The 24,231-nt window shown below is 40.5% G+C and carries 17 protein-coding genes; 6 read left to right on the top strand and 11 right to left on the bottom strand.

Annotated elements, in window-relative coordinates; translation table 11 throughout:
• Position 1 precedes the first annotated feature (1 nt).
• Together P2E05_RS21925 and P2E05_RS07665 are read right to left on the bottom strand one after the other, a co-directional pair.
• Complete coding sequence (locus P2E05_RS21925; protein ID WP_375097494.1) at positions 2-184, bottom strand: hypothetical protein; 183 nt, start codon at positions 182-184, stop codon at positions 2-4.
• A 64-nt stretch (positions 185-248) separates the two neighbouring features.
• The gene (locus P2E05_RS07665; protein ID WP_272657497.1) at positions 249-1,013 is read right to left on the bottom strand and encodes a hypothetical protein; all 765 of its coding nucleotides are present in this window, start codon (positions 1,011-1,013) and stop codon (positions 249-251) included.
• Between P2E05_RS07665 and P2E05_RS07660 the strand changes: the two genes are divergently transcribed.
• Positions 997-1,152: a SymE family type I addiction module toxin gene (locus tag P2E05_RS07660; protein WP_272657499.1), complete on the top strand. Its 156-nt coding sequence runs from the start codon at positions 997-999 to the stop codon at positions 1,150-1,152. The genes P2E05_RS07665 and P2E05_RS07660 overlap by 17 nt on opposite strands.
• A 36-nt stretch (positions 1,153-1,188) precedes the next feature.
• Here the strand turns inward: P2E05_RS07660 and P2E05_RS07655 are convergent, their stop codons facing one another.
• From P2E05_RS07655 to P2E05_RS07645, 3 genes are read right to left on the bottom strand one after another with little or no spacing between them, the layout of a single operon-like run.
• Positions 1,189-1,470 carry a hypothetical protein gene (locus P2E05_RS07655; RefSeq protein WP_272657500.1) on the bottom strand — a complete coding sequence of 94 codons (282 nt, stop codon included), beginning with the start codon at positions 1,468-1,470 and terminating at the stop codon, positions 1,189-1,191.
• Positions 1,467-1,781: a hypothetical protein gene (locus tag P2E05_RS07650; RefSeq protein WP_272657502.1), complete on the bottom strand. Its 315-nt coding sequence runs from the start codon at positions 1,779-1,781 to the stop codon at positions 1,467-1,469. The genes P2E05_RS07655 and P2E05_RS07650 overlap by 4 nt, the downstream gene beginning before the upstream one ends.
• Positions 1,781-2,209 (bottom strand): hypothetical protein, encoded by a 429-nt coding sequence (locus P2E05_RS07645; protein WP_272657503.1) that lies wholly within the window; start codon positions 2,207-2,209, stop codon positions 1,781-1,783. Before P2E05_RS07645 ends, P2E05_RS07650 begins: the two co-directional genes overlap by 1 nt.
• A 348-nt stretch (positions 2,210-2,557) precedes the next feature.
• Here P2E05_RS07645 and P2E05_RS07640 point away from each other — a divergent pair, with 348 nt between their 5' ends.
• A complete protein-coding gene (locus P2E05_RS07640) occupies positions 2,558-2,788 on the top strand; it encodes a SymE family type I addiction module toxin (protein WP_272657504.1) in 231 nt (76 codons plus the stop codon).
• A 252-nt stretch (positions 2,789-3,040) separates the two neighbouring features.
• Here the strand turns inward: P2E05_RS07640 and P2E05_RS07635 are convergent, their stop codons facing one another.
• Complete coding sequence (locus tag P2E05_RS07635) at positions 3,041-14,626, bottom strand: hemagglutinin repeat-containing protein (RefSeq protein WP_276123077.1); 11,586 nt, start codon at positions 14,624-14,626, stop codon at positions 3,041-3,043.
• Between the two features lie 11 nt (positions 14,627-14,637).
• Positions 14,638-16,314, bottom strand: coding sequence for a ShlB/FhaC/HecB family hemolysin secretion/activation protein (locus P2E05_RS07630; RefSeq protein WP_272657598.1), 1,677 nt, complete (start codon positions 16,312-16,314; stop codon positions 14,638-14,640).
• Between the two features lie 664 nt (positions 16,315-16,978).
• On the opposite strand from P2E05_RS07630, the gene P2E05_RS07625 reads away from it, so the two are divergent.
• A complete protein-coding gene (locus tag P2E05_RS07625; protein ID WP_163861059.1) occupies positions 16,979-17,521 on the top strand; it encodes an RNA 2'-phosphotransferase in 543 nt (180 codons plus the stop codon).
• A 3-nt stretch (positions 17,522-17,524) separates the two neighbouring features.
• Here P2E05_RS07625 and P2E05_RS07620 read toward each other — a convergent pair whose 3' ends face one another.
• Both P2E05_RS07620 and P2E05_RS07615 read right to left on the bottom strand, forming a co-directional pair.
• Positions 17,525-17,920 carry an SMI1/KNR4 family protein gene (locus P2E05_RS07620; RefSeq protein WP_272657507.1) on the bottom strand — a complete coding sequence of 132 codons (396 nt, stop codon included), beginning with the start codon at positions 17,918-17,920 and terminating at the stop codon, positions 17,525-17,527.
• 13 nt (positions 17,921-17,933) lie between these two features.
• Positions 17,934-18,140 carry a hypothetical protein gene (locus P2E05_RS07615; RefSeq protein WP_154624809.1) on the bottom strand — a complete coding sequence of 69 codons (207 nt, stop codon included), beginning with the start codon at positions 18,138-18,140 and terminating at the stop codon, positions 17,934-17,936.
• A 263-nt stretch (positions 18,141-18,403) separates the two neighbouring features.
• Between P2E05_RS07615 and P2E05_RS07610 the strand changes: the two genes are divergently transcribed.
• Entirely contained in the window at positions 18,404-18,742 is a 339-nt protein-coding gene (locus P2E05_RS07610; protein WP_154624808.1) for a hypothetical protein, read from the top strand.
• A 115-nt stretch (positions 18,743-18,857) separates the two neighbouring features.
• Here P2E05_RS07610 and P2E05_RS07605 read toward each other — a convergent pair whose 3' ends face one another.
• Both P2E05_RS07605 and P2E05_RS07600 read right to left on the bottom strand, forming a co-directional pair.
• The gene (locus P2E05_RS07605) at positions 18,858-19,460 is read right to left on the bottom strand and encodes a DJ-1/PfpI family protein (protein ID WP_272657509.1); all 603 of its coding nucleotides are present in this window, start codon (positions 19,458-19,460) and stop codon (positions 18,858-18,860) included.
• Positions 19,461-19,753: 293 nt separating this feature from the next.
• On the bottom strand, positions 19,754-20,260 hold the full coding sequence (locus tag P2E05_RS07600) for an AAA family ATPase (RefSeq protein WP_163861055.1): 507 nt from the start codon (positions 20,258-20,260) through the stop codon (positions 19,754-19,756).
• Between the two features lie 871 nt (positions 20,261-21,131).
• Between P2E05_RS07600 and P2E05_RS07595 the strand changes: the two genes are divergently transcribed.
• Both P2E05_RS07595 and P2E05_RS07590 read left to right on the top strand, forming a co-directional pair.
• Entirely contained in the window at positions 21,132-22,364 is a 1,233-nt protein-coding gene (locus tag P2E05_RS07595) for a YjgN family protein (RefSeq protein ID WP_272577915.1), read from the top strand.
• Positions 22,361-23,401, top strand: a complete 1,041-nt coding sequence (locus P2E05_RS07590) for a M48 family metallopeptidase (protein WP_196713247.1) — start codon at positions 22,361-22,363, stop codon at positions 23,399-23,401. The genes P2E05_RS07595 and P2E05_RS07590 overlap by 4 nt, the downstream gene beginning before the upstream one ends.
• The last annotated feature ends 830 nt before the right edge of the window (positions 23,402-24,231 follow it).

Below are 24,231 nucleotides of genomic sequence, written 5' to 3'. Positions count from 1 at the left end.
CTCAATCGGTCGGATTAAAGCCAGGAGCTGGCTTCCCACCTACAGGATACCCAGCTGTAAGTTGATTTCTTTTTTTAATCACATCAATTTCTATGCCATTAATTGTACCACGATGTAACGTTTCACCCGTTGAACTTCTTTGCCCAATAGCTGTGGAATTACCAATCTTCTTGACCGAGTCAATAATATTTTTATCTGACCAACTTTCAGGGAAAAGTGTACTCGTCTTAATTTTGGATAGATTTCCATCAGGAAACTGATGTCGTAAATTTTACAACTCTTGTACCATCTGGATTTAATCTTACTGCTTCTACCGCATAATTTGGATTTTCATTATTCACTGAAGGAGAGTGTCCCCCAATTAATTTATTTGAGTTTCCAACCCTTTGCCCTGACAGTATCTTAGTTTCTATTTCCGGTGAGATCACGGTTATATGGGGTTGATTAATTATCGGGCTAGTTTCTTTCCCCTTTTGCCCATTATTTTTCGCAGAATTATCGATTTTAGGAGTTTCAGTTCCGTTAGGTACCCCTTTCACACCTCCTGATGTAGTGGCTCGACCATCAATCAACCCACTTTCATTCATCACAATCACTGCTGCTAAAATACCTGTTAGTTCTTTGAGGTTCTCTGTTTGTGATGAATGCTTATTGATTCTATTTTCTAATGCTGGCTCGAGTTTAGATATTGAATCTTTTACCATTTCTTGGCATTGAACATTACAATCTGGCAAGCCTTCTAATGTTTTTAGGCTTGATAATGCACTCTTCATGTCATTGGTTGATATTCCCCATCCTTCCGCTTGTGACTGAAGTTTTTTATCTGGTTTATCAATATCATGTTGTAACTGTTTTCTCTCTGCCGGTGTTTTTGCATTAGCGAATTCACCAACGAAAGTAATGATTTTTTCAGCATGTAAGAAGTTATTCTCAACTGTGGTCTTTCCTGCTTGACCTGAATTTGCTGCACTCGATGTATCATCAAGACAGTATACAGTGGGGTACTTGCCCAACCGACAGCGCCCGAACCCCAGTCCACAACTGATAATCAGTGGTAAGTGGCTGAATGAGCTTGGGTTTACGGTGGGGAATCACTTTACCCTCACTCGCCAAGCTGGACAGTTGATCATCCAGCTGGCTGAGAGCGAGTAAGATTGTTAATTTAGATCCTAGTGTGACGCTAGGATCTTAACCTATTTGGTATTTCCTACAGATTTCGATCGCCGTCATTTCACCGCTACGTAATTTATCATTTTCTTCTTTCGTAACTTCAGCACAGCATTCACCGCCTGCTAATGCACCAGATAAACAAGAAAAAATATACTTACCATTTTCTTCTTTAAGCCGCCACCAACTTGGGTCTGTGGAAAATTCGTTTTCACTTAAAACGGCATCTTTATATTCACCTTTAGTGCCTTCAACATCCACTGGGCCATTTCCAAAATTAAACGTTACGGTTGTTTTTGTCATTTAGATTTCCCTTGCTGTATTTGTTTTTTTAAAGCTTCAAGTTCTATTACTGTAACATTTGGTTTATTTGAGAAATTCATAGTTGCTTCTGCAACACCACCAGATGTATACCCTCCCGGTAACCAATGACTATTTGCGCCTCCCTCATTTCCCGATGGAACTTTTAATCCTGTTATATCTTTCTTTTCAACATGAACAATAAGTGTATCAGAGCCACTTAAATATCCTTTATCTAGTCCTAGCTTTTGCTCTACTACCCTTAAATCGCCTTTCGATTCTCTCATTACACGCTCAAAATCTGATTTAGGCATTACAAAAGCATCACTTGTCCCATAAGTACCGTACTGGTCATATTTACTTTCGACGTAAACCTTATTGCACCATCATCAAACTTAGCCAAATGTGCATCTATTTCTGATTTAGTCATATATGTTGATGGATCAGGTCGCTGACCGTGAGGGATATTAACGATCTCTTTTGACTTCACATCAGATAAAACACCATCAACATAAAGTTTTGAATCATTTGGTTTCCATACATCACTGGAAGATTGAGACGTTGGATTTGAAGGCAATTTTGAAGATGGATTCTTAATTGCGATTTCTGGAGAAACGACTTTTTCGGTAGTCTTAAACGCTTTACTCAGTTTACCTAATACCGCTAATGCTCTTTCCATCGGCAAAGAAGAGAGAACAGCAAGTGCATAATCACCCGTATCTTTGGCTTGGATCAACGCCATTATGGTGTCTGAGCCAGGGTTATTTTCTAGAATAGCCTTGATGGGATCTTCGTGACCATCGCCTCGGATATATTATTTGCGGATCTGCTCTTTTTCTTGTGCGGTTAAGCTATCATCACTGGTTAACGCATTTTCTAGTGTGAACGCCCCTTCAAAATATTTATCTCCTCGGGCACCAAAAAAGTTCGACATTGAGTTATTCTCAACAACAACTCATTCCATTGCAACTTGGCCAGATAAAACCACTTTTTCCTAGTTCACTCAGTGAGTTACAAGACAATTTTCCCAGTGCATTTTCGCGTTTGGATTCGAACGCCCCGACATGAGCTTTTGGTTTTTGTAGAGCATATGTTTACAGTACTTTGTCGTAAAGTAAAAACACCGACGACTAAAGCAGAAGTGGTCAAAACCAGACAGTATACAGTGGGTTACGCCCCGAACCGCGGTAAACCCAACCCCAGCCCACAACTCACCTTAAGTGGTAAGTGGCTGAATGAGCTGAGGTTTGAGGTAGGCAGTCACTATACCCTCACTCGCCAAGCCGGACAGTTGATTATCCGGCTGGCAGAAGGGGAGTAAAGAGGTTCAGGAGATCCCAGTATAGGGCTAGGATTACTACATTCAATAATTCCTAACGTATATTGAAACGATACATTAACCATATGGCAGCGCCAGCACAGCCACCAATAATGCTGCCTATCTCAAACCCACTTTTCCATTCCAGCTCAAGGACTGGTTTATCATTTAAAAGCCATTCTACTGATACAGCACTAATTGAAAAAACTATAGCGCAGAGTAATATTAGACAAAATAAATAGCATATTGAAGGCTTCATTTATTTTCTCCCTTATTTGCTTGTTCATTTACTTCAATAGGTTTTTTATTTTCTAAAACATTATAATTTACAACTGAATTTCCATATTCCAAGCTAAATGAACCTAACCCACCTCCAATAATTCCCGGAGCAGGGCTAATCGTTGTTCCTTCTGTGATAAAATTTGAATATTTTGACTTGTCACTGTATTCAAATGCTTTTTTACTCGCCGACATCCCAAAGTGATGCTTAATTTCAGCTGCTTCCATTTTACTTGTAATGCTTGACCCAAGGCCATAACCTAACATAGTTCCAAAGCCTGCCCCGATCATGGCTGCTTCAGAGTCATTTCCTAATACTTGGCTTGTCAGGTAAGCACTTCCTACATTGAGTCCCATATTAGTTTGGAGTGATTTTCCTGTTCCCCCCCAACCTGTAACTCCCGAAGAAAAGAAGCTTAAATAATCAAATTTATCACCTGTATTTCCATTATAGAGCTGAACTCCACCATTAGCGCCCATGCTTAAACCAGAACCCGTTAATTTAGCGCCAGTCGATATATTCGAGCTTAATAAAGACTTGCCACCCGCTAATAATCCAAACACATTTTCAGGCTCTGCAACAAATGCTCCCAACCTATCCCAGTTATCTGATTTACTCATGCCATATTCGAGATCTTTTTGGTTTTCATATAAAACAGCATTTCTGACATCTTCATTGTCTAAAGAGCCGTATAACCATGTCGGTCTTTCTGCTGCTGAAATCCCGCCATCAAGTTTTAACCTTTCATATCCGGCAGTACAGTTCAGCGAATACCTATCACAATCTGCTTTGTATTTATCAGAGTTTTTTCTATTCAATTTAGAATACTGGTCAATAACTGGCTGACAGTCACTTCCTTCACTTCTACATTTCGTCATTGCCCTATCAAATTCTCTAGCTTCATTAAAGCTCAGATAGTTATTCTCAACTGTGGTCTTCCCTGCTTGACCTGCATTTGCTGCACTCGATGTATCGCCACCCACCAAGCCACCAGCAATGCCCGCCGCCAGACTCGCAAATGCACTCACTGTTGCTTTTTCGTCTTCCGTCAGTTGGCTTGCAGCTTTGCCATACAGTTTCTCAGATAACATCCCCACCGCTTCTGCCGTCACTGCACCCAGTGATTGCGCACTCGCATTTTCACCTTTTGCCAGCGCTAATGCAACATTTGCAATCGCATGAGCGGCTAGTCTACCTTTTTTATTATCTTCTGGAATATTTTTGGCAATTTCATTTGCAATATACGGCGCACTCGCATTCGCTACCGCTTTGTTCACATCACCATTCACTAACCCTTGGATTAACGCTGTACCTGATTCGACTATGCGCCGTTTGTCTCCACCGACTTGCCAGCCAGAGTCGTTGATTTCAGCCTGAATGGCATTCTCTCGCTCTTGGCCTGTCAACGTGGGATTATTTTTATTCACTTCTTTCGTCGCGTTAATGGTGGCTTCCGTCAATGCCACATCGGTAATTTGTTGGCCTATCTCACCAATTAACTGATTCTGCTCTATCCGTTTTTGCTCTTTCTCTTTATCAAAAATGCTATTGAGCTTTTCATGGGCATTACCCGTATCACGGCTTAAGTCATTGATATCTTGTTTCTGGTTATCCTTATCACGAATTGTAATCTCACCGTCAGATACCGCCGATTGGGTGGTGTTGCTGTCTTTACCTTTATTATTCACATTGGTTAGCAATGAACCCGCGGCATTGGTCATAAACTGGTCACCGACTGATGCACCACCCGTGCTAAAGCCGCCGCTTTGGCTATCCACCTTATATTCGGCTTTATTTTTGATATCCCCAAAGCCCAGCGTGCCCGTATCCAACTTGTTCTTCTCAGCGTCCGCAGTGCTGCTAATCACCGCCCCATCGAGTTGCGTATGATTGCCAACGGTGATATCAAAGCCGCCTTTACCGGCATTAATACCCGTTTGTTTATCCACCGATTGATAATCACTGTGCATTTCGGTTTTACTGGCATTAAGACTCAGTGAGCCACCGCCCGCTTGGCTGATACTACCGCCTGCACTGCTACTGGTTTGCTTCGAGTCGTACTTGTCGGTCATCTGTTGACTGGATAATGTTAAGTCACCACCAACATTGGCTTTAATGGTTTCACCGTTCACTTGAGCACCAGTGAGGGTGGTATCTTGGCCGCTATTTAGCGTGAGCTGTTTACCCGCATTGACCTCAGTATCGGTATAGAATTGGCTGTTACCTTTCTCAAAGCCTTTGCCTTGATTCACACTGGCACTAACACTAAAGCCGTCAGTACCAAATCCAACGCCCATCGAGCTACCTTTGCTTTCATTTTTGCCATCTACCGTTTGGGTGTTGGTGGCGCTAGTCAGGTTGATATCGTTTTTGGCGGTTAACGTGACATTTTTATCTGCATCCAGTTGACTGCCTTGTACGGTCAAGTTTCCTTGGCTACCGTCTTTTTTACCCGTCGCAGTGAGGGTGATATTATCCCCCGCACTTAAGCTGCTGCCTGACGCCGTCTGTTGTTCCGTTTTGGTAGTAGATTTAGACGAACTGCTGCCATACGACACATTCACGCCGACTGATGGCGTTTTACCTTGTGCTTCAGCAAGTCGACCACCTTGCACTGCTTGCGCGCCTTGTAAGCCTGCCTTCATTCCTTTGAGCGCAGCTAATTGGCTATCATCTTCATCTTTGGCTAATTTAGCCGTTTGTACCATGCTATCCAGTGCAGCACCTGTAGTGCCACCCAGTGAAACCGTCAATCCACTGGATTTGCTTTCCACTGTGGTGATATCCGTACGGCTATTTTCAGCCGCGGTGATGTCCACATCACTGCCCGTCACATTGATATCTTTCGCAGCAATCACATCACTGCCATGAATGTTCGCTGTAGCACCTGCAGTTAAGTTTACATCTCCTGCGGTACTACCAATCACGCTGCCTTTTTTCTGGTTGCTGTCTGTTTCGGTAGTGACTTTTTGTGAAGTTGAACCGACATTAAAACCTAATCCACCACTGCTCATTAACCCTGATTTCTTGGTTTTTGATACATGCGTTTCATGGGACGCTTCATCAGAGGTGGTCACATTTAATTGATTGCCAGCAGTCACATTGACATCGTTGGTTCCGAGTAAATTACTCCCTTCGATATTGACGTTGTTCCCTGCTGTCACTTTCACACTGTCACCATTGAATGTGCTACTGATAGCAGTACGCTCATTCACCTCGTCATGGGTTTCTTTCGTTGTGCTTGATAAAAAACCTTTATCCGTATGTTTGGTGTGTTTCACATAGTCGCTGGTTTCAATACCAGAGGTAATATTGATGTCACGACCAACATTAACTGCCAGCTCACCACCGCTGGTAACATTCGCTGCACGCGCGGAAAGATCTTGCCCTGCTGATAAGGTTAAATCCCCTTGAGTTTGGATTTGTGTACTCACTTCTGCACTATTAGCGCCACGATAGTAATTGCTTGAATTATGTGTGTAATCAAATGCAGAGCTGATATCGCGAGTTTCTAAACTAATATCGCGTCCCGCAATAATGGATGTTTTGCCATCAACACCTAAATTACCCACATCTGTGGCGATCAAGTTGATATCTTGTACCGCTTTTAAGGTAAGCTGACCATTATCACCCGTGACATAAATACTGGCAGGACGATCGAGCCATTGTGATTTACCATCGCCACGTTGCTCTGTTTCGCTGAGAATATCACGCCCTGCTGATAGTAAAACACTATCTAATCCACGAATTTCCCCACCGATATTTTTAATATCTTTTAGGGCATTGAGATGGACATCTTTACCTTGAATGCGTCCACTGTTTTCGATATTTTCAGCACGCAAATCCGTCAGTTCGCGGCTACTGATTTCACCACTATTGAGAATAGTGCCTGTCATATTGGCAGAAACATTACGCCCTGCCAGCAATGCACCATTACCATTTAAGTCCCCTTGACGAGCTCGGACATACACCTGCGGAACACTGACCATTTCAACGTGGCCATCTGGCAACGTGACCTCTTTATTCACCATCCACACAATATCCGTGGTCAAATTCGCCATTTGTTCGGGTGATAATGCAATGCCCGGAGTCAGGTTAAATTGATGACCAAACGCAACACCATTAGTCAGTAATGCACGGTATTGTTCTTCATCACTATTGTAATGACCTAATAAGCGTTGCCCTGTCGTTTCAATCAATTGATCACGAACTAAACGTTGCTCATAGTAGCCATCACCTAAACGCTTATGCAGCTGCTCGTTGGTGACAATATCAATACTCGACAACCATTTTTTGTAGTTAGTGAAACGCGGGTCAGTTTCAATCAAAAATTGGCTATCACTACTCGGCGTTAGGTTAAAAAGGCTGTTATCAGGTAATTGAATGTTTGGCCCAACCGTTCTTATCACGGTATTTAGATTACCTTTACCCTGAGGCCCAGTTTCTGCGGTGACGTTTTCCCCTTTACCTGCATCCCTTTGCTCTTGAATATCCACTTCTTTACTGATATTTGCATCATCGACTTGCAGTGATGAGTCAACCGATTTGTCATCTTTGACATCAACCTTGCCTGAAATTGCAGGTAATTGTATCACTTCCATTTTCTGGCCTGGCCTCAGGTCTAATGGCGTGTTTTTGCTATTTTTTAACGCCTGCTCAGTAACTGTGGCACCTTGATTTTCTTGTTGATTAGCATCAGAAACGCGTTCTGCTTGCCCATTCAGTTGGTTCACTTTCACTGAATCGAGCTGCATTTTATTGATATTGCCCGCATTTTCGGTAACTTCTAATAAATGTAATGCTAAATCTTCTTCGCTATTGACCCCTTGGTATTTTGACGTGCTAGTACGCGTTTTCCATTTACCACCGCCTTTATAGCGATAAATCGTATTTCCATCTTCAAAGATACGACGAACACCTTGTGCCTCTTCGTTATTTAGCTCATAGCCTGTTAAGATCAGGTTTTGCCCCGCAACAACGCGTGAATTTTCATTGTTCAGTTGTTGCCCATCTAGTGTTAAGTGCTTACCACTGGTGATTAGCGCCGCATCTCGTTTGATAATTTGGGTTTCATAAATGATACGGTCGTACTCATATTCATAGAAATTTTTAGTCCAATTACCATACTCAAACATCCGCCAGCGATTGGATTTTTCATAATGAATACCCACTTCCTTGTTCAGCGTGCCATCGTCATTAATCGCGTAACGTGTTTGGTTTCCATTACGCGGCTGAATTTTATAACGTCGCCCATTACCAAAGTCGTACCAGTCGAAATGTTCACGGCTTACTTCGACGGCATCGTCAGTCAGTTGCAAATGAATATCTTTATTTTCAAGAACATCCGTTTTTAGTGTGAGGTTACCGGCAGCCTCAATGTTAGCACTGTGGTTCTTCACGCTTTTGGCATGACCTGTGGCTTTTAGCTGGTCGTTTAATTGGCTACCGAGGGTTAAATCACCATCACTGTAAATTAAGGCATGGTCACGATTTAACAGTTCATAAACCGCAATGTTGACTTCTTTACGTCCTGCAATCACCGCCGCTTTGTCCCCTTGCTTATCATTCACTAAGGAATTCACTGCGATGACAAGGAAATCACCGTAAATACGACCGGTTCCTAGGTTATCTAAAGAATTAGCAACAATGTGGGTTAATACACCGTCAATAAGCCCTGTATTCAATACCTGACCACTGGCTTTAATTCGAGTATTTTGTCCACTAATTTCGCCAGAAAGTGAGTTAATCACTGTCGTTGTAGATAAAGCCAGTTCGCCAAGGCTAGAAATTAACCCTTTATTGGTAAACCCTTGTGTAAAGTTAGCTGTTAGGTTTTCCCCTGCTTGAATACGCCCAGTATTTTCAAAGTGTTGGTTGAGTGCCAGCGATAACACTTTTTGTGCAATAAGCTTACCTTCACCCGTTAGTTGGTTCGCAGTAATAGTGGCATCGCCATTACTGACTATCACCCCTTGCTGGTTTGATACCGCTAAGGCTTTGCCTCTCGCATTATCGGTTATACTCAGTTTTGTCCCCGCAGATAGCATCCCTTGGGAGTTATTCAGGTTTTGTGCAATATTCGCTTCAATCGCTTGCCCTGCACGAACCGCCCCGCTTTGGTTATCTAAATGCGTGGTTCTGAGGCTAACACTTGCCCCCTCAAGGCCTTTACCTGCTTGAGATGTATTTTTGTTATCAATATATTTCGCAGAAATATCAAGGTGTTCATTGGCTTTGACCCAACCTTGTTGGTTTTCAATTTGCTGTTTTACTGCCAATTCAACATGATTGAGGCCTTGAATAACACCGCTATTATTATTGAGTTGTTGAGTCTTCACGTTCAGGTTTTGACCAGACAAAAGTTGCCCTTGCTGGTTTTCAATCCGTTGATGAATATCTAGCGTTGCGTTCCCCTGAGACTGAACAACCCCTTCAGCATTATCGAGATTTTTCCCTGTCACTTTTAACGAGGATTGGCTTAGTAATAACCCTTTTTGGTTCTCGATCTGCTCGGCATTCACGGTGAGTCCAAGTTTTCCTTGAACTACGCCTTGGATATTATTCAAATTCTCGGTATTCAGCTCAAGTTTGCCATTACTCGCTAATGTCCCTTGCTGATTTAGCAATGCCTGTTGCTGGGTATGAATATCCATCGACTGACCAGCAAAAATTTCTCCGTTCTGGTTTTCAACCCCTGTCGTGGTGAGTGATACCGCCCCAGCGCCTTGAATTTGCCCTTGGTGGTTAAGCAGTTTCCCACTGTCAATCGATAAGCCGCCCCCACTTAATAAACCGCCACTTTTTTGTGTATGGCTATTATTGAGCACCTCGCCATGGGTATTCAATGTCAATTGCTGGCCTGCTTGAAGTCGACCTTGTTGGTTATCGAGCGCTCCCGTATTTGCCGTTAAATTATTGACGGCAAGCATTTCTCCTTCCGTATTATCAAACCGATTTTTTTGGCTATCGAGCGAAATTTGATTTGCTTGTATTTGCCCTTGACGATTAATTAACTCGCCAACGGTCATCGCCAGGTTTTGGCTAGCAAAGATGCCTTGATCCGCTTTTTTAGCAAGATTAATCAGTTTCTGACCCTGTGTATCAATACTCACAGAGTGGCCTTTAATCATGCCTTCACGGTTATCCAATTGCTGCGTTGTCATTGAGAGCTCAGACTGGCTGCCCACCAAGCCTTGCTGATTGTTAACACCTTGGCTGTTCAGTTTAAGCGTGCTTTTCGCCACAATACGGCCTTGCTCATTATTGAGCTCCCCCGTTGTTAGGGTTAACCCACCTTGCGCATAAATGCCTTTATTGTCACCGCTTTGCGTGTTGTTTAGCTGCTCACCATGAGTATTAATCAGTATGTCACTACCAGATTGAATTGAGCCTTGTTGGTTGTCAATTTGGCCACTATTTAACACGAGTGTTTGCTTCGCTAACAACGAGCCTTGTGTATTATCAAATCGGTGGTGATGGGTATTAATATCAACGGTGTTAGCTTGTAGATACCCCAACTGGTTTTGTAGTGCTTGGTTGCGCATCTGCAACAATTGCTCTGCGGCGATTAACCCTGCTTGGTTATTGATACCCTTAGTCACATCCAGTTTTGCATCACCATGGCGAGCAACCAGTTTTCCTTGCTGGTTTTCGATATCACTGGCTGCTATGCTCAGTCCATTCTCACCAATGAGTGCCCCGTCTTGGTTCAATAATTCATGGGTTAAATCAACCTTAAGATGACCATTTTTTGCGGTGATGACTTGTCCATCACGATTGTCGAGACTGTTGGCGGTTAATGAGAAGTCGCCATTACTGCCTATTTCACCCGCTTGATTAATTAGCTTCCCTTGTAAGGTGATTTTCCCCGCTTTATCGCCAGTTTGTAATAACTTGCCCCCTTGGTGATCAAGGGTATTCGCCATGATTAAGATGTGTTCAGCTTGGGTGACAGCCTGATTTAGCGAGAGCGCTCCACCATCAATACTCAAAGTGTTAGCTGCCAATATTTCACCTTCATCACCCTCAAGTGATTGGCTATTTAAGGTGACATCCCCCATGCTGGCAATCACTTTACCAGTACGGTTAATTAATGATTGCGTTTCAACAAATACACCTTGGCGGCCGGTCAATGTCCCACCCGTGTTATCCAGTACTTGTTGAATTTGTAAATCAAGCTGACCCATTCTTGCACTGAATATTTTACCTTGCTGATTATCAAGGGCATGGGTTTTGATCAACCAAGAGCCGTTACCAATGATATCCCCTGCGTTATTGTTAATCTGTTGGGATACCTCAATAGTGCCTTGGTGTTCGCCCAGTTGGGTCATTGTCCCTTGCTGATGAGTTAAATTATTCGCTCGCAATTGGATATGTTGTGCTTGGGTATTGGCGGCTGTCAGGTCAATGTCTTTACCACTCAGTGATAAATCGCCTTGAGCAATGATTTCCCCGCGTTGCCCTTGCAAATCTTCAGTGGCAAGCTGCATATCCCCTTGTTTACTAATTGCTTTGCCGTCAATATTGCTGAATGACTGCGTGTTAAGGGTAAAATCCTGCTGCGCAAACAAGGTCCCTTGGGTGTTATCGACATGCTGCTTGGCATTTAGGATCAACGCCCCGACTTTAGCCGCGACCACAACGCCTTGTTGGTTGGAGAGTTTATCCACATTGACACTCAATGTGCCTTGGCTGCTAATATTCCCTGACTGGTTATCAAGGGTATCGGCGAGCTTGATTTGCCCTTTTTCACTGCCCGTTTGTAGCATTTTTCCACGTTGATGGGACAGGTTTTGCCCCTCAATTTGGATGTTGTCTGCCTGCGTCACCGCGTCATTGAGGTTGAGTTCCTCCCCCGTTAAGGCCAGTTTGCCTTTCGAGAGAATTTCCCCTTTTTCACCATCCAACTGCTTAAGTGTCAATTGGTTATCACCAAAACTGGCAATAATTTTACCGGATTGGTTAATTAAGCGTTCCGCAGCCAGCTGAATACCTTGATTACCTAATAATGTGCCTTGAGCGTTATTCAACGCCTGTTGGATACTCAACGTCACATGACCCAATTTGGCCGCAATAATCTTACCGTCTTGGTTATTTAGCTCGTTTGCGACAATATCAATTAGGCCATTGCTGGAAATTTCACCTTTCTGGTTATCAAATTGATTTTGAATATGTAAATCAGTTTTGCCTTCCCTTGTTTGCAGTAAGGTGGCCCCCTGATGGCTAAAGTTGTTGGCTAAAATAGAAACTTGGCCTGCTTGCGTGAATCCTTGGTTTAAGTTGATATCTGCGCTGTCTATACGCAATGTGTTTTGCGCAAAAATAGTGCCTTTTTCACCGTCTAAGCGATTTGCTGTTAATAAAGCGGCACCGGATAAACTGCTTATTTTACCTTGCTGATTGATCAGTTTATCCGCGTTGAGCATCAGGGCCTTATCAGTTTGAATCACCCCACGCGTATTATTCAATTCGCCAGCAGACGTTAGGTCTAAACGATAGTTCGTGCTGGTGAGTAATTTACCGTCCGTATTGTTAACAGCGCCTGCCTGTATGTTCAAGTCACCTTTAGATGCGATACTTCCTTGGGTGTTATCCAATCCATTAACCACATTAAGCTTTAGTGTTTTATCGCCTGTCTGCAACATATTGCCTTGACGGTGAGATAACGCAGTGGCCTGTAAAGTAATTTGTTCTGCTTGTGTGGTACTTTGATCAAGATTGGTCGATTTGGCGGTTAGTCTCAATGTACCACTGGTCAGAATTTCCCCTTTCTGCCCATCTAACTTATCGGACTTGATGGTGAGGCCTTGCTTGCCTGATGTTAAAATCGTGCCTTGTTGGTTGTTCAGATTGTGGCTTTGAATATCGACTTTACCATCACGGCTTAATAGCTGCCCAGACTGGTTATTCAACTGCTGCGTCGTTATTAAAGTATCACCTGCAAGGTTGATTTCTCCCTGTTGGTTACTGAATACCTGAGTATTCAAGGTATTTTCAGAATTCCCTTTTTGAACTAATTTACCTTGCTGATTATCAATAAACTCAGGTGCTGTCAGAGTCAATTGATTGGCGACAACCTCTCCCTTTTGGTTATCAATCCCACGCTTAGCAGTCAATGTCGCATTGTTTGTTGCTAGTAAATGCGCCTCTTTAGTACGAATATCCGCAGCACTCGCCGTCAACGTGATATTCTTGGCTTGGGTATTGGAATGGGATAAATCTATGGCGCTGCCTGTTACCGTTAATTCGTCTTTAGCAAGGATATCCCCTTGTAACACAACCGCTTTATCACCGTTAACCCTTAACGAGCCCACTGAAGTCAGTTTGCCTTTACTATCAACCCCTGCCGCTAATAAAGCGCTATTATCACTGTTAACTTGCTCAGCACGCAGTGTTGCATCACGCCCAGCAACAATTTGGCCTTTATCGGTGTTAGTGATGGCCTGTTTTGCTTTAAGCTGAATATCGTTTTGTGCAAGTACAGTCCCTGAGTTGTTTATGCCTTGCTGGCTATTAAGGGCAATATTTTGGCTTGCGTTGATCACGCCAATATTGCCAATTTTACCGTCAGCCGATAGGGTAATATCACCGGCCTCTGCCCCAATATGCCCCGCATTACGCACGCCCACACCATGCTCTGTCCCCCGCATTTTGATGGTATTGACATACATGCCGCCTAAAGCGGCAACATCTAAAGCAAATTCAGGCTTATCATCGGTGGAGGAATTATCTGTTGTCTTGAGAATGGTTTTTCCATCCGCTGCAACGGTATTTTTTCCCGTTGTAATCGCTAAATCTTTAGCATGCAATTTGGCATTAATATTCACTGAACGGGCTATCAGAGCGGTGTAGTTAGTTCCATTGCCATTGTAACCTTGCCCAACAATATTGATGCTGCCTTTATCAACTTCAAACCCTTTGATTTTGCCATTCTCTATCAGCGTTTTACCCGCAGAAAGTAAGGCTTTATCCGCGTTGATGAAGCCACAACCGTTACAGGTGATCCCCGCTGGGTTGGCAATGATCACATCCGCCTTTTTCCCAGCCACTTCAATAAAGCCATTGAGCTGACTTGGGTCGCGACTATTCACCTCATTGAGAATAATTTTGGCTTCCCCTTTGGCGAGCCAATCATTACCTTGAATAATACCGCCCAATTGTGTGTTCGTGTTGGTACTGCTGTTGTTAAGGATAGCCCCTTTCTGATCAACATCGAACTGGCTGTATTGGTTGCGAGAAACCCCATCACGGTTGGGTGCTTGAATATTGACTTGGGGTAAACCATTTTGTGTATTCACAATCGTGGGTTGTTGGTTACCCGGAGCCTTACCATCGGCAACTATAGTCGAGGCTGAAACGTTAAAGCTCACCATACCTAATGTGAACCATAAGGAAGTTACTATCGGTTTAACTGACCAGCGCACCTGACATCTTGTTGTTTTCTCGACGCGATTGTTATTCGAACCCGCTGGCCCCGCACGATGGCTGCGCGTAATATCGGAAACCACCATCACCATTTGGCGCGCGGCATTAAAAATGAGGCGATAAAATAACTTGTTCATCCTGAGCGTCCTTAATAATTCCAGTTTACAGAGAAAGCAAAAGTAGCAGGATCGGTTCTAAAACCATCCGGTTTAGAGAAAGGCGTACCGAGTGATAAGTCATAGCTCAAATTAGCTGGATTAATCGCTCCGCGTAAACCGACAACACCACCAGCAAGATGAGTCCCTAAATTCATGTCTGCCCAGCGCCCACTGATTTTGCCGTAGTCTGCACCAACATAGAGCTCTTGAGCTGAGATAGGGAGTGCCCATGACAAGGTATTGCGAAGTGTCCACCCCTCATCGGCACTGAGAGTACGCTCGCCATCGAACCCTCGCACCGTCCAGCGGTTACCAATACTGAATTGATCTTGAGGCGTTAATGGTCTGTCACTGATCTGACGTGAGTATTGTGTGTCGAAACGCAAAGACTGTTCTGCCAAAGTAAAAGGTATGCTCGCCGATGCATGAAACTGCATCACAATCGCTAGCGCTGTCGCATAATCTTGGGAATCTTTACGACGAAACTCTTCAAACGCTGGCATGGCCCCAAACCAACGTGTGCCATGTTGATAACTTGCACCCAAGTTAATGGTTGATTGCCCTATATATTGGCGATGGTTTAGCCCTAACTTCCACGCCGTCGTTCGACGTTTTTGGTTGCCAATTTCAGTTTCACCCACAAAGTTGCGCGTCTCACGTAAATTAACATCATAGGTCGCGGTGGTTTTCGCTGTGGCATCACGGTAAAGTACATTACTCAGTTGCAAATTCAGGCTTTTACTTTTACCGCGATATTTTATATCGCTGTTCGCACCCGCGATAGTTTGGGTATATTCATAATCACTCGCGGTGGTAGCAAACTGCCAATAACCAAACGGTACCGAGTAGTGTGCACTGTAGTTAGTGGTGTCTTTATCACTGGAGAAGCTTAAATCGCGTGTGGCGGTAAGGTAAAAAAGATCACTGAGTGATGTTGGATTATCCAATGCTATCATCACACCCGCTTGATTTTTACCCGTACTTTTTGAACCTGTATTGTCAACCCAAGCTCCCGCATGCCAATAACGTGATTGTTCGCGCTTAATCACAATTTGGGTTTCACCCGGACCATCACCTGGCACCATTTCCATTGAAGCTTGTACGGTTGGTAGGCGCTGTAGATTTTCGAGGCCTTGCTCAATATCTCGCAAATCCAATAAATTACCTGAATGGGCTGGCATTGCAGTATATAGCGTGCTGTATTGTGATGAATCATCGGTAAAAACGACTTTTTGTACTTTACCTGGCATGACAACTAACCGGAGAACACCCGTTGATAAATCTTGCTCAGGAAGCAGCACCCGACTGGTAATCCAACCATGGCTAATCAACCTATTTTGCATATCCGTCACTAAATGGTTAATCCCTTGCACACCGATGCAATGCCCGACGGCTTGATTTGCTAAGCGCTGAACGGGTACCCAATGAGGTAAGGCCTCTTGTCCACTAACAACAACCTGTTCGATTAAAAAACATGGTGTTTCATTTGGAAATTGCAATTGGCTTTTTGCAATGGGCACAGACAAGCTCACATTCGGGGCTTTAGCATCAAATTGTTGTTGTTGTGCTTGTTGTTGCTGAGTTTGTTGCTGAAACAACGTATCGGTATTCTCAGGTCGAAGCATGGAGGCACTTGCTAGTAAAGGCGATAATGCCATAACCGACATAAAGCTATACAAATAGGTGAGTGTGGATTTTAATTGCATTACGTGTATTTGTTGTTTTGACTAAGTTAAATACCAAGACAAAAAATGACATAATTTTACATAAATAACAATTAGACATATCTCATTTTTTAACAAATCTTGAAGTTGGTAACCAGTACGATTCTGTTCCATAAACCCACACGATGTTTTTCGCCGTAACGAAAAATACCAGGTGCGACTTCAAAATCCATATAAATGCATTTAGGAGCTAAATTGAAACTCATGAATTAACAAAAAATATCCTTTATTATCAATATGGTTAATAGTTAAATTCGAAACCTGTAGGGTTATGGTGAGCTAAACCAAGCTATTCCCACTTAAACAAAAACCTCATCAAGCCAATCTCAGTAACTCTTCATGCTATACCAAACGAAACACAGCTAAATTGACATAACCTATTTTTAAGAGAGAGTATTGGTGGTACCCTCATTCGCCAAGCCGGACAGTTGATTATGCAGCTGGCTGAGGGGGAAAGAAGAGACTAAGGAAAGCCTAGTGTGGGGCTAAAATCTCTTTTTAGTTCACCATTGATCATATTTATAAAATGTTGGTGGAACTGAACCTAGTCCAATGGTGTTCACCACTATCTATTTCACAGTGTCCGACGTTGCTTGAGGCTATTATTGTGAGTAAAAACAACACAAATATCAGTAAGTTTTTAAGTTATATATTACGTCACCAACCAGAGACCATTGGCCTATCTTTAGATAAAGAAGGGTGGGCAGTCATAGATGATCTTATCCTTTGTTCTGCTAAAAAAGGATATGTGCTCGATTATACTCTTATTCGTAATATCGTTGATAATAATGATAAAAAGCGCTTTACAATCTCAGATGATGGATTACGTCTTAGAGCCTCACAAGGGCATTCCTCGCAACAAGTGAATATTGATTATAAAGAAAAAGTCCCTCCACGCTTTTTATACCATGGAACAACTAAACGATTTTTACCAACAATCAGAGAACAAGGTTTATTCCCTATGTCACGACAGTATGTTCATCTTTCATTAGATGAACATACTGCAATTTTGGTAGGGCAACGTCATGGAAAACCAGTGCTACTAAAAATAAGAGCTCTACACATGTACGAACAGGGCTTTAAATTCTATCAGGCTGATAATGGCGTCTGGTTATCTGAACAAGTACCTCCTGAATTTATTCAAGAATAGTGACTATTCATCATTTGCCAGCTCTGCTTTATAGCGTTCTGAGTCGAGACGAGCTATTTTCAGCCATTCAGTAAAGTTATCTGTGTATCCCCTATCTTCCCAGCCTGCCGAGGCGAAGGCATGAACATAGAATACTTTTGGGTCTCCTGATGTATTGTCACCGTCAAAACAAACAATATCATCTGAGTAACTCCAGTTAGCAAAAGGAATTAGTCGCCTTTCTGGATAGAGTTCTCTGACTTTCTCACACCAAAAATCAACATAATGTGAAGAGTAACAAAATAGCCACCACGGTTCCAAGTTCTCTAATTCCGTTCTTGATACATAATTGATAAAGCTTTCTGGGAAAGAAAATCCTGAGTATAAATAATTTTGGTACATCATAGTTCTATCAATCATTTACCTTTACCTGTTATTCCTGGTGAATCATTTGACCATAAGGATTATTTTCACTGAATCTATCGCTTTGATTGCTAACTCTTCCAGTGATAGCTTCACCCCATGTTGTTGTAGAGCCTAAGCGACCAGAATCAAACATATCTTTTGGTAATAGATCATTGAAGTTTCTAACATTAGCTTCAACTTTAATACCAGTACCTCTAGCAGCTTTTAAATACATTTGTAAGCTCTCTTCTCTTTTTCATCTTTAAATTACTGAGTAGCTCATGCTGACTCCTCAACTACTTTATATGCTCGCTATACGCAAGGGGCTAGCAATGAATCTAGCAACTGTTATGGCTATTAAGTTTTGCACCTATGATATTAAAATGCCACCATGATGAACGTTGTGATTAATTATTTTCTACAATAAAAAAAATCTCACTAGGTGAATGTTATTAATATATCATTATCTAAAATGTAAATTGAACAAGAGCCTCGCCGATGCGCAATAAACACATTGACCAAAGCTATATGGAAAAATTTCTCAGAATACAGAGCGAGGTGATAACCCCTTATTTAAGACAAATCATGCACCCAGCCGAATTAAAGTCAATATTCTGTATTTATGAAATGATTGAGCAATGTGAGAATATATATACCTATCTAGTTAACGGTAATACGGTTGTTATATTTGAAATCTCTCGCGTAGATCAGTCTATAACTCATGATCGAACTGTGTCTATTCGTAATTACGCTCAAGAATCAAAAGGGAGACAATGGCATAGATACGTTAGAGAGTTACAGGCATTTTCTGAGCGAGAAGATTCACAAGTGAAATAAAAAAGGCCACACAATGGCCTGTACCCTTTACGTTAAATTAAAAGCATCCAACTTTTTGGGGCAAATCAAATGCGCCCTATTCTATATTTTAAATACTCACAAACGTAAAATGACACTATATTTTGGCTTCTGCGATCGCATCTACAATCATTTTTTCATATAACTCGTGTTGGTTTGCGGGGAGTATCTGGCGATGCATTTCTCGGCGTTTATTACTATCAAAAAGCTTTTCTGCAATCCATCCCGTTAAATATAATGCCGATAAACAACCACCAGCAGTACCAATATTACCACGAATAACAAGAGGCTTATCTTCAACATCTGCCCCCATGCTTATCAATGCATTTTTTGCATCTGGGTGTGTCGTCGCTTGGGTATTATCCAATAGGCCAAGTTGATGCAAAATAAAGGAACCTGCACAAATAGAACCAATAATTTGTCGCTGACTATCAAGCTTAAAAGATCGCATAAAATCTTCATCTGCAAGGGCATTAGGAATACCTTGCTGGCCACTACTAAATAAAACAACATCAGCTTGATTTGCTAATGAGACATGTCCATCCGTGTCGACTTTTTGCCCAAGCGTCGAGGTGTGATAAGGCTTGGTTCCCAAAACACTGACATTCCAGTCCTCACGACAACGACCCAAAATATCCCGCATCAAAAAATAATCAATATCCGTAAACTCATCGAAAATAACAATCGCGACATTAAACATTCTGACCTCTTACTCAATAATTACCTATTTCCATAATAATATTTTATGTCGCAAAAAAAAGTGGATGCTAAAAGTAGAGCATTTTTGGATACGCTGATATTCATTTCCTTTTTATGACGAATATTCAGAATAACCAAGCATGTGCTCTAGACTCGCATAACGCATCCTAATGCACACTGTACACTAATACATACGTTATGTGATTATACGGAAATACTGAAGAGTTGAGCTTGTAAGGAGCACTTAAAGGTTACTATTTGCAACATAGGAAATGACATTACTCCCCTTTCATACTATGCAGTTTCAATAAAATGTTTGTTAATTGCCAGTGAGCACTGGTTGATATCATTCACTTCAACCACTTTTTGAAGTAGTGATTGATTTGAATTAAAAAAGATATCTAGCTTGTTATCAAATTTCTTTGCAAAACGAAGCAATTCAATTGTGTTTAGCAACGTTTCCTTAGGTTTTTGTCTTGCGATTCTTGCTAATAGAAACCGCTTTATTATTCTGAACGCACATACCCTATATGGGGTCTTTAATCTGATAATCAAAGAACACTCTTCAAAGAATGGGGTCATTCGCCGGTCATAAGCCCCTTCAACTATCCAACCTCCTTGAGATTTTATGTCAGAAATCAGTGAATTCATCACTTCCTGAGTATTCTTAATGTATTCTCCGTTGCTTTTATCCCAGTACACATCATCATACGCATATGCGGGTGTATTAAATTTAATTGATAATTTTTTAGCTAATGTTGTTTTACCTGCACCGGAAATACCAATAATACAAACCTTCACTAAAACCTCACTAACTCATAGTAAATCACAAAACAACAAAGCCTATCTAAGGGCTCGTTATATCCATTTAACTAAAAAGATATAAATTACCTTACAACGTTCGGATGTTTCTTGCTGCTAACTGAATTGACATTTTGAATGGTGAATAAAATTAACCATAATTAATATCTTCTAGTCTAAATAACCTATATCTATTTTTCATGATTCATTAGCTAAGTAACATCAATACAAATCTTCTATCTCTATAAGAGATATCCTTTGTATCTGGTAGCCACTGTACAACCTCTTATTCTATTTCCTTAGATAAATGGAGAGTGACAAGTATCCATATTAAACCAACATAATCGATAAATCAAAAATGCTATTATCGCCAAATATAAAAGAAATACTTATAGTATCGGTACCCTCTATATCTAAAAAGAACACATTCTATTTCATGACAAAACTCATCAAATCCAGATGTGTTTCACATAAAGTATGAGCAATACCGTGTATTCACTCAAAATAGGATAATTCTTGAATTCACTATTTTACCCTATTAATGTCAATAAAATAACCATAAATTATCCTTTTATGAAGATAACCCTCCACATGATGATTTATTTATATTGAGTTTCACTTAATAATAATTTAGATTAAGTCACAAAATTTGTGATTGGTAAAATTGGGAATTTACACCTTTAACGAATAAACTGTTGAGTCATATTTAGCTTACTGTGTTTTATACTGAAAATTCATTTCCACTATTATTTTCATCTAAATATACATCACTATGCGTTATATCTCATTAGTTTCAACCTAATTGTCTACGTGTAAGTTACTTTTTACTCCTCAAGCGTGCTATAAATAAAACATAAATAGAGTGATCTTTATGGAAAATGTAACAAAAAACCTTTTGGATATTGATATTGAAAAGGAAGATATGCGTAGTCAAGTCCATCATGTTAAATTTCATGGTGATAATACTGAGTATTTCTTTATATGGATAGTGAATGTTTTATTGACGATACTCACTCTAGGTATCTATTCAGCGTGGGCCACCGTCAGAACCCGACGCTACTTCTTAGGTAACACTGAGATTAATGGCTCACGCCTTGAATATCATGCTTCACCTGTAAGCATTCTAATATCTAGGATTATTATATTTTTCTGTTTTGCATTATATTTAGTCGTTAACTATATTTACCTACCAATAGCATATGTTATTCTGTTTTTGTTTTGCTTGATGCTACCTTACTTTATTATTCGCTCATGCCGTTTCCATGCCATTATGACAAGCTATAGAAATGTAAGATTTAATTTTCTCGGTAGCTATAAAAAAGGGTATTGGCACTTTTTCATTCTTCCACTCTTACTTTTATTAGTTGGCGCGGGTGTTTCTTTCTTGATAGGAAATATTATAAGTTTAATCATTATATTTAATTCATCGAATAGCTATGACCATTTAAATTATAGTAAATATTTAATCGGCACATACGTTACTTTATTTTTAATCGTTATCTCTATATATGTAGTTTCCGCAATAAGAACAAAACAATTGTATGAGTATTTTGCCAATAACTTTTACTTTGGAAAATCCGCATTTAAGCTACAAATGAATTATCGAGCAGTTGCTAAAATTTATAGTATCGCGTTTTTAATACTGCTCCCTTTCATCATCTTAAGCGGGTTTAGCATCATCTCTATAGCAGAGGCCATTGCAATATACAAAAACAGCGCCAGCGAATCGGAAATGCCTATTTTCATGTTTTTATTCATATATCTGTACTTTTACGTGGGGTTGTTACTCTCTTATAGTTACATTCACCTCATGATGAGACGTGAGTTTTTCAATAAATTAGAGTTCAGTAACGAGCTAAAATTTAGCTCATCCATAACCTATTTTTCTTATCTTATTCTACTGTTCTCTAATAGTCTTATTATTATATTTACGCTAGGGCTAGCGACACCGATTGCTCAAATTCGCTATGCACGATATTTCGCCATAAATACTAAAATTACAGGTGATATGTCTCTAGAAAATGAACTCGCTCATGATGAGACTGATGCCAATTCTTTTCATGATGAAACGCTTGATTCCTTCGACTTTGGATTATCGTTGTGAACATAGCGGGTGAATATACTTATAATAAAAAGGCACTGAAACACAGTGCCTTTATTGAGTTAGATAATGATAAGCATCAAATCATCCTTCATGTAAACGATGAAGTTAAAACATATTCATATCAAGATATTCGTTTATCAGAGCCGCTAGGATCACTACCAGACTCTATCTATTTTTCTGATGGTGGATGCTTTATCTGTGAAAAAGAGCAAAAGTTACGTAACAAGCTTGTTTTGAAAAAAAGCAAGCTCCATTTTGGTGTTATTCACTTTTTAGAACGCTATAAAATGGCTAGCCTTTATTTACTCGCCTGTATTATTCCTATGGTATATCTCTTTTTCCAATTCTTTCTGCCATCAATGGCATCGGTTATTGCTAAAGAGACGCCTGTTCAAATTCAAAAGGACCTTGGTCAAGAAACACTTGTCCTGTTAGATAAAAGTGTACTTGAACCAAGTAAATTGCCATTAAAAAAGCAGCGAGAACTTAAAGCCCTATTTGACAGAATTACGCCTAAAGAATTTAATCACTATCAGTTAAAGCCACAGCTTATTTTTAGAGACTATCCGAAACAAGCCAACGCCTTAACATTAACTGATGGTACAATTATTATTACTGATGAGCTAGTTAACTTAATTGAAGATGAAAATGAACTCGTTTCCGTTTTATTGCATGAAATGGGGCACCATTATCATCATCACATAATGAACTCTTTAGTGAATTCGTCATCGTTAAAATTTGTCAGCATGTGGATATTGCGTAAATCATCGGGAATTGAAGAGATATTGTTAAATTCAGGTAATCAATTAATGGCATTGAACTACTCTCGAGATATGGAATTAGAAGCTGACCAATTTGCCATTGAGCATATGTTAAAACAAGAACGGCCATTAGCGATGATGGAGTCAATATTTATAAAGTTGGCTAACATATCACCTGAAATGAATAGTAAGTTATTAAGTACCCATCCTCTATGGAAAGAGCGCTTAAATATGATAAATGCGTCTAAAACCAATAATGAGAGTGAAAAACACTAATAACCTCCCTTGATTAATCACTAAATAGAGAATTCCCACTAAGATAGGGATTCTCTATTGCCCTATTGGCAAAGAAACCAGCAGATACCTGATAATTAATGGAAGATTTATACATTCGCTAGAGACAGTATTTATGAAAATACTATGCCTCGTTTTATGACTCTATGACCACACGAGTACTCTCTGTTTTCTGTGAAATTAAATTTTCTTCTCTATCAAAAAGTAAATTTATGTTATATCTATGAGCTTTAAATCTTATTTATCCTCATAATTATGCTATTAGTCTCCATCATATATCATCGTTAGCACAAGATGCTATTATGCAAGATTAGATGAAATACGTATCCGTTCCATTTAATCAAAACAAAAATAGTTGGTTAAATGGAATCTTGACTTACTCCCCGATACTCGGCTTTAAATCAAAATACGAGTGAAGATTGATTTGCATTTAGTAGCCTCGCCGACTTGTCATGATTGAATAAGCTGCCGCCTACAGTGCCAATCATCATCGCCCTATTGTGTAGGCTTTTAGCTGCTGTATGGATAGTATGAGTTCTTTACAACATGATCATCCATAAAGCGATGTTTTATGTTTAAGACCCTAACGCGACTTAAACTGGCTAAAGCCATAATAAAAATACTGCGGTGCGACCTATTCTATATTCTAAATACTCACAATTACATTTAGACACTTTTTAAACATCAATAAGCCATTGATAATTAATTAAATAGTCATGATTATGGCCAATGATATGAAATTACTTTTATAGAACATTTTTATATTTAATTTGATTTTCCCTTAATTGTATAACATGATGTAATTAAATAAT

This window comes from Providencia stuartii (genome assembly GCF_029277985.1).
Taxonomy (GTDB): domain Bacteria; phylum Pseudomonadota; class Gammaproteobacteria; order Enterobacterales; family Enterobacteriaceae; genus Providencia; species Providencia zhejiangensis.
Note: the sequence above shows the minus strand (reverse complement) of the source record. Positions and strands in the feature narration are given on the sequence as shown.